The 9,897-nt window shown below is 62.2% G+C and carries 8 protein-coding genes; 4 read left to right on the top strand and 4 right to left on the bottom strand.

Features of this window, described 5'->3' with window-relative positions:
- Window positions 1-446 precede the first annotated feature (446 nt).
- The 3 genes from treS to ACE04F_RS13210 all read left to right on the top strand — a co-directional run bounded on the left by treS (window position 447) and on the right by ACE04F_RS13210 (window position 4,241).
- The gene (treS, locus tag ACE04F_RS13220; RefSeq protein ID WP_486107288.1) at window positions 447-2,513 is read left to right on the top strand and encodes a maltose alpha-D-glucosyltransferase; all 2,067 of its coding nucleotides are present in this window, start codon (window positions 447-449) and stop codon (window positions 2,511-2,513) included.
- A 127-nt stretch (window positions 2,514-2,640) separates the two neighbouring features.
- On the top strand, window positions 2,641-3,336 hold the full coding sequence (locus tag ACE04F_RS13215; protein ID WP_486107286.1) for a hypothetical protein: 696 nt from the start codon (window positions 2,641-2,643) through the stop codon (window positions 3,334-3,336).
- Window positions 3,337-3,380: 44 nt separating this feature from the next.
- The gene (locus ACE04F_RS13210; protein ID WP_486107291.1) at window positions 3,381-4,241 is read left to right on the top strand and encodes a hypothetical protein; all 861 of its coding nucleotides are present in this window, start codon (window positions 3,381-3,383) and stop codon (window positions 4,239-4,241) included.
- 30 nt (window positions 4,242-4,271) lie between these two features.
- On the opposite strand, the gene ACE04F_RS13205 is transcribed toward ACE04F_RS13210, so the two are convergent.
- The 4 genes from ACE04F_RS13205 to ACE04F_RS13190 form a co-directional block, all read right to left on the bottom strand.
- Window positions 4,272-4,802 carry a cupin gene (locus tag ACE04F_RS13205; protein ID WP_486107284.1) on the bottom strand — a complete coding sequence of 177 codons (531 nt, stop codon included), beginning with the start codon at window positions 4,800-4,802 and terminating at the stop codon, window positions 4,272-4,274.
- Between the two features lie 189 nt (window positions 4,803-4,991).
- Window positions 4,992-5,726: a substrate-binding periplasmic protein gene (locus ACE04F_RS13200; RefSeq protein ID WP_486107282.1), complete on the bottom strand. Its 735-nt coding sequence runs from the start codon at window positions 5,724-5,726 to the stop codon at window positions 4,992-4,994.
- Between the two features lie 23 nt (window positions 5,727-5,749).
- Window positions 5,750-7,093: a GGDEF domain-containing protein gene (locus tag ACE04F_RS13195; protein ID WP_305501271.1), complete on the bottom strand. Its 1,344-nt coding sequence runs from the start codon at window positions 7,091-7,093 to the stop codon at window positions 5,750-5,752.
- 1 nt (window position 7,094) lies between these two features.
- On the bottom strand, window positions 7,095-7,865 hold the full coding sequence (locus tag ACE04F_RS13190; RefSeq protein ID WP_486107281.1) for a substrate-binding periplasmic protein: 771 nt from the start codon (window positions 7,863-7,865) through the stop codon (window positions 7,095-7,097).
- Between the two features lie 230 nt (window positions 7,866-8,095).
- Between ACE04F_RS13190 and ACE04F_RS13185 the strand changes: the two genes are divergently transcribed.
- Window positions 8,096-9,832, top strand: coding sequence for an OPT family oligopeptide transporter (locus ACE04F_RS13185; protein ID WP_486107279.1), 1,737 nt, complete (start codon window positions 8,096-8,098; stop codon window positions 9,830-9,832).
- Window positions 9,833-9,897: the final 65 nt, after the last annotated feature.

The raw sequence follows: 9,897 nt of genomic DNA, 5'->3' as shown, positions 1-9,897 counted from the left end.
CCCCCCCCCCCCCACGGGTTTTGAGGCGTCTGGGCTGGCGCCTTCGCGAGCAGGCTCGCTCTCACAGGATTGGATCAGTCCGCTCTTGCGCGCGAACATCGGCGAGAACACGAACCGCCACGCCAGAGCAGCCCCCGTGGCGAGGGAGCTTGCTCCCGCTGGCCTGCGCAGCGGGCCCCGGCAGTCTTCCAGGCAGACCGCATCCACCGGTTTGCGACTGCTGCGCAGCCGAGCGGGAGCAAGCTCCCTCGCCACGGGTTTTGAGGTGTCTGGGCTGGCGCCTTCGCGAGCAGGCCCGCTCCCACCTTGGCTCGGGTTCACCCATCGAATACCCACCGCTTCGGGCCTCAATGCAACGAATGCCGGGCCAGAGCCTCATATGACTATTGAGCGGCGCCGCTGATGTCGGCAGCCGGTCCGGTTTTTTCTTCACGACAGGGATTTTTATGACGATGGCTGAGAAAAATCATGTCGACTGGCTGGTCGAACAATCGATGCTCCACGCGGCGCGGCAGCGGGCCAAGCTCTATTCGGGGCAAGGACGCTTGTGGCAGCAGCCATATGCGCACACCCGGCCCCGTGATGCTTCAGCGCTTTCCTCGGTGTGGTTTACCGCCTACCCAGCCTCCATCGTTACCCGGGAAAATGGCACGGTGCTCGAGGCGTTGGGCGACGAAACCTTGTGGCACGCCTTGTCGAAAATCGGCATCCAGGGCATCCACAACGGTCCGCTGAAAAGATCCGGCGGCCTGCGCGGCACTGACTACACCCCAACCATCGACGGCAATTTCGATCGCATCAGCTTCGACATCGACCCGGAGCTGGGCACCGACGCGCAGCTCCAGGCATTGACCCGCATGGCCGCTGCGCACAACGCAGTGGTCATCGACGACGTCATCCCGTCCCATACCGGCAAGGGCGCGGATTTCCGTCTGGCAGAGATGGCCTACGAAGACTATCCGGGGCTCTACCACATGGTGGAAATCCGCGAGGAAGACTGGCCGCTGCTGCCCGAGGTCGGGGAGGGGCGTGATGCGCAGAACCTCACCGCGCAGCAGGTGGATGCCCTGCGTGACAAGCACTACATCGTCGGCCAGTTGCAGCGGGTGATCTTCTTCGAGCCTGGCGTCAAGGAAACCGACTGGAGTGCGACGCCGATCATCATGGGCGTCGACGGCAAGCCACGGCGTTGGGTTTACCTGCACTATTTCAAGGAAGGGCAGCCGTCGCTGAACTGGCTGGACCCGACCTTTGCCGCGCAGCAGATGATCATTGGCGATGCGCTGCACGCCATCGATGTCATGGGGGCGAAGATCCTCAGGCTGGACGCCAACGGATTCCTCGGCGTGGAGCGCAAGCTCGATGGCACCGCCTGGTCCGAAAGCCATCCGCTGTCGATCACCGGCAACCAGTTGCTCGGCGGGGCGATTCGCAAGGCCGGCGGTTTCAGCTTCCAGGAATTGAACCTGACCCTCGACGACATTGCCGCCATGTCCCACGGCGGGGCGGACCTGTCTTACGACTTCATCACTCGACCGGCCTACCAGCATGCCTTGCTGATGGGCGACACCGAATTCCTGCGCTTGATGCTGCGCCAGATGCACAGCTTCGGCATCGACCCGGGCTCGTTGATCCACGCCTTGCAGAATCATGATGAACTGACCCTGGAACTGGTGCACTTCTGGACGCTGCATGCCCACGACACCTACCTGTACCAAGGCCAGACGTTTCCCGGCAGCATCCTGCGCGAGCACATCCGCGAGCAGATGTACGAACGCCTGTCCGGCGAGCACGCGCCTTACAATCTGAAATTCGTCACCAACGGCGTATCGTGCACCACGACGAGCATCATCACCGCCGCCCTGGGCATTCGCGACCTCGACGCGATAACAGCGGCCGATATCCAGCAGATTCGCCAGGTGCATCTGCTGCTGGTGATGTTCAACGCCATGCAACCGGGCGTGTTCGCCTTGTCTGGCTGGGATCTGGTGGGAGCGTTGCCGTTGCCGGCGGAACAGGTCGAGCACCTGATGCGCGACGGCGACACGCGCTGGATTCATCGTGGAGCCTACGACCTGGTGGACCTCAACCCGGAAGCGCCGCTGTCGGCCGGACAGATGCCGCGTCCGAAGACTTTGTATGGCAGCCTGCCGAGCCAGTTGAAGGACCCGGATTCGTTCGCCTCGCAACTGCGCAGGATCCTGGCCGCGCGCCGCGCCTACGACATCGCGGCGAGCCGCCAGATCCTCATCCCGGACGTCGAGCATCCGGGGCTGCTGATCATGGTCCACGAACTGCCGGCCGGCAAAGGCACGCAGATCACCGCGCTGAACTTCGGTTCGACGCCGATCACCGAAACCCTGCACCTGCCCGGGATCGCACCGGGGCCGGTGGTGGACATCATCAACGAGCGGGTCGAAGGGGATCTCACGCCCGAGGGTGAGTTCACCATTACCCTGGATGCGTTCGAGGGGTTGGCGCTGCGGGTGGTGAGCAGTTCGCCGATGATCTAGGGAGCAGGAAGCGAAGAAGTGTATGAAATATCAAAGGATTGAAAAAATAAATATCAATGTGCCACTATTGTTATTGCCGTCGCTGCCGACATAAGCAGCATCGTTTTTAATCATAGGGACTTGATACATGTCTTTTCACACGCTTCGCACCCTGGCAGCACTGACCGTTGTTGCTTGCCTGACGCTCACCGGCTGCGCTCATGTCCAGCCTCCGGTACCACTGGACCATCAATTCTGGGATGCCAGGGAGGCCACTGTTGGTGTGGCGATCAACGTGGTGCCGGAACCCGTCCTGGCGCTGACCGGCAACCAGGGGCTGCTGGACCTGGCCATCAACAAAGGCGTCAACAGCAAGCTCAGCGATAATGTCGAAAAATGGCAAGTGCGCGATCTCAACGCATTGCCGGATGCCATCGTCGCCAAGTTGCAAGCCAAGGGCTACAAGGCCAAGCGCATCAACGAGCCGGTGGACTTGAACAAGTTCAAGGAAATGAGTTTCCGTGAAGGCTACACCGTCCGCGACCTGACATCGATCAAGGCCACCTACGGTGTCGATCGCCTGCTGTTGGTCAACGTGACAGGGACCGGAGCCACCCGCAGTTATTACAGTATCGTGCCGACCAGCGTACCCATGGCGCAAGTCTTTGGACAGGGCATGCTGATCGATCTGGCCGATAACAGACTGCTGTGGTTCAAACCCTTTTCCGTCGTGCAGGCCGCCCAGGGCGAGTGGGACGAGCCGAACTATACCAATCTGACCAATGCCTTTTACCAGGCGATGGATACGAGCCGTCAGCAAATGATCACGCCGTTCGAACAATGAGGCGTGAATTGATCGCGGCCATCTCAGTGGCCCTGCTGACGCTGATGGGATGCGCGCAGAAACCGGCACCTGAAGCCGGTTTCAAATCGCAGGACGCGGTGTCCTACGTCAAGGCCCATGGCGTCAAGGTGGACCTGCAATTGCCGCAGGCGTTTGTGGGGGCCAGCACGGTGGTCGACGCCGAGGCCGCGCAGAAGGCAGCGTCGTCCAGTCATACCCTGGTCGCAAGCTCCGGTAACAGCGCCGGGCTTGCCGGCTTGCTGGTTGCCAGCCTGATCAATACCCAGATGGGCAGTGGCAGCTTGCAGCGCGATGCGGAAAATACCGCCGCCAAGGAGTCGCGTCCGCTAGCGGACCTGCTTGCCGGCGTGCCGTTGCAGGAGCGGCTGCAACAGCGCTTCCAGCAAGCGTCGCTAGTGGCAGGACTCAAGCAGGGGGAGGGGCCTGTCAGCGCTCGCCTGGTGATCGAGCCCAAACTGATGCTTACACCTGACCGTGGCAGTTTTGTGCTGATCAACCAGGTACAGGTCCAGGACATTGCCGGTTCGCCGCTGTATCGCATGCGCATCGAAGTCTCCAGCCAGCCGATCAGACGCTGTGGCAAACGCTGTATTGACGACGGCTCGCTGGATCTGGCGCAAGTGACCCAAGTGCTCGACGAATGCATCGACGAGTCGATGCGGGTGCTGGCAACCGACCTGATGTTACCGGTGCCACCGGAGGCGGCCCAGGAAACCCTGCGCTATGTGCTTGACGGCCAGCGTGTGGTCGAGCGCGGCTACCAGTTGGCCAATAACGGTAACTACTGGCGCTATCGCAACCTGTATGGCGCGGTGAAGTCGGTACCGGTCCCGTTCGAAGACGCGCTGACTCAAGAGCAGTTGCAGAAGGTCTACGGTCGTTGACCGTGGATCGTTGCGAGGGGCTGCGAAATGTCAGCGTTGGCTCCGCCAATATTGACTGACAGCGCCCTTGGCGCCTTGCACCGGGTCCCGATCAGGAAACGGTAGCGCGTCGATGTTTGCCAGTTGCGCCGCGCTCGGCGCTTCGCGGCAGATGTCGGCCTGCTGGCCCGGTGGGTACGCGCCGACGACCAGGAAATCTTCGCTGGAACCCAGGTTGCAATGCCCGGTGCCGGCAGGTAGCAGCAACACGTCGCCTGCCTGGACGTCGATCACTTGTCCGTCGGGGCCGCCGATCATCAAGCGCGCGTGACCGCTGGCGACGCCCAGAACTTCGTGGCCTTCGGTGTGGTAATGGTGGAAATCGTAGATCCCGTAGCGCCATTGCGGCGGCCAGCCGTTGCTGCGGAAAATCTCCTCGATATGGGCAGCCAGATCACCTGTCTGGGCAGCCACCGCGTCACTGTAGATGATCACCGGCAGGCGCGGGTGGTTGGGTACCCAATCGTTGCGTTCCAGCATCAGGGTCTGAATGGAATCCGATACCGCGTTCAGTGTGCTCATCGATACATCTCCATTGCTGTAGCCGAACCCCGGAATGTGGGAGCGAGCCTGCTCGCGAAATCGGTGTAACAGACGACATTCATGTCGAATGTGCCGCCGTCTTCGCGAGCAGGCGCGCCTCCACAGCATCTAATGGGCTAGACGATGTTTGCGATGCGAGAGTTCAAAGCCGCTGACCGGTGCCGCCGCTCAACGCTTCTCCTTCATGATCCGTTCGACTTCGCCCGACGCCTTGAGCGCTTCGAACGCGCGCTGGGCACGGGCGACCGTTTCGTCCGGTGTGCTCAGGCTGAAGGCCAGGTAGACCCGGTGGGGTTGCTCGTCGAGGGCATAGACTTCCTCCAGCTGATTGAAATCCATCTGGGCATCCTGGCTCATCAGGCGTGCGGTGTTCTCCGGCATCGGCACCAGTTGGACCTGTCGGTTCAGCAGTTTCTGGAAGTTGTCGTGGTTGTTCGCCGACACGACCAGACGACTGAAGCCACGTTCTTGCAGATAGATCTGCTTGGCGTCATTGCGTATCACGCCGATGCTGTACTGCTTGGCCTCTTCAAGGTTGCGGACAGTGATGGGGTCGGCGTCTCGCAGCTTGTAGAGCCGGCTGGTGGAACGATGGATTTCACCGACCCACTTGAACAGCTGTTCCCGGGCCGGGGTGCGATCGAGTGGGAAAATCAGCACGTTGGGCTCACGCAAGGCCATCTCATAGGCCCGCGCCCAGGGATACAGGGCCATGCGGAAATCGCTGAGGTTGGCCTGTTGCAGCGTGTCGGACGCGATATGGATACCGGGGCCGACCAGCTTGTCATCGCGCAGATACGCGTAAAGCGAGTCCTCGGTCACGACCTCGATGGTTTCGGCCTGGCCTTTGAGACTGATCAAGGCCAGGAGTACGCAGGAGCAGAGCAGCAGAGAGTGGCGCATACAGACCTCGACGTGACGAAGATTCAGAGGGAGACGCGGTTGCGTCCCTGGTGCTTGGCCCGGTACAGCGCCTGATCGGCGCGTTGCATCAGTGGGTCGAAATGATCCATGGTCTCGGGGTCCAGCTCGGCGACGCCGATGCTCAGGGTGACGAAGGGCGAGACCGATGAGCCGCTGTGGGGCAGCTTGCGTTCGGCCAGGGCGGCGCGCAGCCTCTCGGCCGCCTCGCAGGCCTGCTGCGCGTCGATGTTTGGCAGCACGACGACGAACTCTTCGCCACCCACCCGTGCGGTCAGCTCGCCGGAGCGCCCGAACACGTCACGCAGGGTTTCGGCTATCTGTTGCAGGCACAGGTCGCCGTTCATGTGGCCGTAGGTGTCGTTGTAGATCTTGAAAAAATCCACGTCGCACATGAGCACCGCCAGCGGCGTCCTGTGACGCATGGCGCGGCGGAATTCGACTTCCTTCAGTTCGTCGAAGTGGCGACGGTTGGCCAGGCCGGTCAAGGCGTCGTGGCGGGACAAGGCTTCGAGGGCCTGGTTGGCGGCCTTGAGTTCCGCCGTGCGCGCCTCGACCAGTTCGACCAGTTGATCGCGGCTGGCGGCGATCGCCAGTTCGTCCGAACGCTGGCGCTCCAGGTGCGCATGGAGATTGTCCTGCAGTTCGTTGACCTGGGTTTCGAGCAGGCTCAGTTCGTCCTGGCGGTTGACCGATCGCTGCAACTTGAGGTGACGCTTGAGCGTCTGCGGAGCGAGCTCACCCAAATGCCGGGCGATATGCACCACATGGATGGTCACCAGGCGGTTGAACATGGTCATGACCAGCCCGGCCAGGAGCATCGATTGGATGATCTGCGTGATGACGATGGTGCGCGCTTCGCCCCACAGGCGCTTCCAGAGCAGTTGGTTATCGCCCTCGATGATCAGCTCGCCGACTTTTTCATGAGCGCCGAGATAGGGTTGCGCGATGAGCTGGCGCTGCAACACCGGTGCCGAGCCGGCGTTACCGGTGGTGTAGCGGTTGAGTTCGATGATTTCCGGTGAGCGGCCGGGCCGCAGGACATTCAGGACCACGCGTCCGACCGGCGCGGCGCTGGCGACACTGTTGAGCTGCTTGTCCAGGGACTCGCGATCCATTTCCCAGATGGCGTGGGCGAGGGTGTCCTGGAACACCTGGTCAATCAGCCCCAGCTCGGAATTCATCTCCGCCAGGTTGCTTTCCCAGGCCAGCCAGGTGCGCCATGTCACCATCGCCACGGTGAAAATCAGGCAGAACAGCAGCGTTGCGAGCACCAGTCGACGCCCCAGGGAGCTGAGGGCCTTGGCCGGTGGTCGTTGAAAGGGCGCCGGGGCGAAGTTGCCGTCCATCTCATAACCACTTGCGCGCGATGGCATCGTAGACGCCGTTGCGACGAATAGCCTCCAGGCCGGCGCGGAATTTCTCGACGGTTTGCGCCGGCGTGTTACGGCTGAACGCCATGTTCAAGCCGTCGGCGCTGCTCAGTTCGGGCAGCGGCAATGACCGGATGAGGACTTTTTCCGGGTCTTCACCATTTTGCCGGGTCAGGTACAGCGCGTTGAGTTCGTTGGAAATCCACAACTCCACATGATCGACCTTGAGCTTGCGGTAGTTGTGTTCGTATCGGGTGCTCGATTGCAAATCCTCGCCGATGCGAAAGCCCTTCGAGACCAGGTATTGCTCGCCGACGTCCTGATTGACGGTCGCGATCTGGTGCCCATGGGCATCGGCAAGGGAGTTGAGCTTCACTGGCCGCTCAGCCAGGGAGTAGATGTACCACTGGGTCGGGGCGATGGCGCCGATCCACTGGAAAAGCGCTTCGCGTGCGGGCGTGCGGACGATCGAATAGATCAGGACATTGCTTTCATTGAGCGCCAACTCGTAAGCACGAGCCCAGGGCATGGGCTGGATCGACGCCTGGACACCGATCTCCTTGAGCACGGCCTCGACGACCTCGGTGCTCATGCCGGTCACGCGTCCGTTCTGCGTCATGTTGTAGGGCGGCAATTCCTCCGTGACGATGCGCAGCGGCGGCTCAGCCGCGATGGCCAACGCCGACCCACCCGCAACCAGGAGCATCAGGACGCCGAACATCAGTAAACGGTTAAGCTGCAAAGCCATTGATCATCACCCTATGCGACCAGCAGAGCCTGGCGAGGCCTGAGGGCCGTCGTCACACAGGTTATCGGCCAGGTGGGGGGCTGCTTGAGGAGAGCGTCGGATTGTCGGGGTTGACCGCTCTATCCCGTGGTCGCCAGAACCATCGCCGGTGAACCTTGCGTCGATACAGCACTCACTTGTCAGGTAGTTGCCTCGGCTGAGCCGACTGTTTTTGCCGATAAGGAATTCGCATGGACCAGATTTCGAGCCCGCATGTCCGCCCCGTCGAACGCGAATTCAGTCCGCGCGCGGTCATCACGGGGATCGTGCTTGGCATCCTCCTGACGCCCTCCAATGTCTATGCCGGATTAAAAATCGGTTGGTCGTTCAACATGTCGATCATTGCCTTGCTGGTCGGCTACGGCATCTGGCAGGGCCTGGCCAAACGTTCGGCCGCGGGGCTGCCGTGGACGTTGCACGAAAGCAACATCAACCAGACCGTTGCGTCGGCAGCGGCGTCGATCATCTCCGGCGGGCTGGTCGCGCCCATTCCGGCGTACACCTTGCTGACCGGCCAGCAACTGGACGCGGTGCCGATGATTGCCTGGGTATTTTCGGTGAGCTTCCTGGGCATCTGGATTGCCTGGTACCTGCGGCCGTCATTGCTCAACGACAAGGCACTGAGGTTTCCCGAGGGCATGGCGACCCTGGAAACCCTCCTGCACATCTACAACCATGGCCAGGAAGCCGCGACGCGACTCAAGGTGCTGCTCGGCGCGGCGCTGCTGTCCGGGATCGCCAAGTGGGTCGATACCTTCTGGTGGGCCATCCCGCGCTGGTCGCCGAGCGCCCAACTCGAGCGCCTGACCTTTACCGCAGACCCTTCGCTGTTGCTGGTGGGGTTCGGCGGCATCATCGGCATTCGTGTTGGCCTGACCCTGCTGCTCGGCGCGCTGCTGGCGTGGGGCGGGTTGGCGCCGTGGCTGCTGGAAAATGGCCTGGTGCAGTTACCGCCCGGTAGCAGTGGAGCGCAATTTGCGGTGCTGGTGGAGTGGCTGCTGTGGCCGGGGGTGAGCCTGATGGTCTGCTCGACGCTGGCTTCCCTGGCGATTCGCTTGTGGGCCTTGCACGGTTCCACCAAGGCCAGCGGCGCGGCGACCTGGGTGGTTCCCAAGGCCGGCCCCGCCCTCGGTTTCCTGTTGGCGATCATCCTGGTGGTAAGCCTGCAAGCGCTGTTGTTCGGCATCAACCCGTGGATGGCGCTGCTGACCATCCCCTTGGCCATCTGCCTGGCGGCGGTGGCGGCCCGGGTAGTCGGCGCCACGGGCATTCCGCCTATCGGTGCGATCGGGCAACTGTCCCAGTTGAGCTTTGGCATCGTCGCCCCAGGGCAGGTGCCGATCAATCTGATGAGTGCGAATACCGCCGGCGGTTCGGCCGGGCAATGCACCGACTTGATGAACGATTTCAAGGTCGGCCGAGCGATCGGCGCCACGCCGCGCAAGCAACTGCAGGCGCAGACTCTGGGAATCTTCATCGGCAGCATCGTCGGCGTGCTGGCCTATCTGGCGCTGATCCCGGACCCCCAGACCATGCTGCTCACCGAAGAGTGGCCGGCCCCGGCGGTCGCCACCTGGAAAGCCGTGGCGCAGACCCTTACCCATGGCCTGGACTCATTGTCAGCCAGCATCCGCTGGGCGATTTTCATCGGCGCCATCGCGGGCCTGCTGCTGGGCATCCTCGACAGCCTGCTGCCGGCCCATCGGGCCCGCTACCTGCCCAGCACGGCGGCCTTGGGCCTGGCCTTTGTCCTGCCGGCCTCGGTATCGCTGATGATGGCCCTCGGCGCCGTACTCACCTGGCTGGTGAGCTGCCGCTGGCCAAGCCTCACGGAACGCTTCGCCATTACGGCGGCGGCGGGGTTGATTGCGGGGGAGAGCATTACCGGGGTAGGGGCATCGTTGTGGGAGATGGTTGGGAATATGTGAGTAGGGGGCGTGAAAGTTTGATCTATGAGTGTGCAGCTTACATGTGCCTGCACGTGGCGAGGGAG

Source organism: Pseudomonas sp. AGC41, assembly GCF_057334555.1.
The sequence above is the reverse complement of the archived record's forward strand: the minus strand, read 5'-3'. Positions and strand labels throughout refer to the sequence as shown.

What these genes read in the sequence shown, in the direction of transcription:
- treS (WP_486107288.1), top strand. Translation starts at nt 447, where the DNA reads ATGACGATGGCTGAGAAAAATCATGTCGACTGGCTGGTCGAACAATCG.
- ACE04F_RS13215 (WP_486107286.1), top strand. Translation starts at nt 2,641, where the DNA reads ATGTCTTTTCACACGCTTCGCACCCTGGCAGCACTGACCGTTGTTGCT.
- ACE04F_RS13210 (WP_486107291.1), top strand. Translation starts at nt 3,381, where the DNA reads ATGGGATGCGCGCAGAAACCGGCACCTGAAGCCGGTTTCAAATCGCAG.
- ACE04F_RS13205 (WP_486107284.1), bottom strand. Translation starts at nt 4,802, where the DNA reads ATGAGCACACTGAACGCGGTATCGGATTCCATTCAGACCCTGATGCTG.
- ACE04F_RS13200 (WP_486107282.1), bottom strand. Translation starts at nt 5,726, where the DNA reads ATGCGCCACTCTCTGCTGCTCTGCTCCTGCGTACTCCTGGCCTTGATC.
- ACE04F_RS13195 (WP_305501271.1), bottom strand. Translation starts at nt 7,093, where the DNA reads ATGGACGGCAACTTCGCCCCGGCGCCCTTTCAACGACCACCGGCCAAG.
- ACE04F_RS13190 (WP_486107281.1), bottom strand. Translation starts at nt 7,865, where the DNA reads ATGGCTTTGCAGCTTAACCGTTTACTGATGTTCGGCGTCCTGATGCTC.
- ACE04F_RS13185 (WP_486107279.1), top strand. Translation starts at nt 8,096, where the DNA reads ATGGACCAGATTTCGAGCCCGCATGTCCGCCCCGTCGAACGCGAATTC.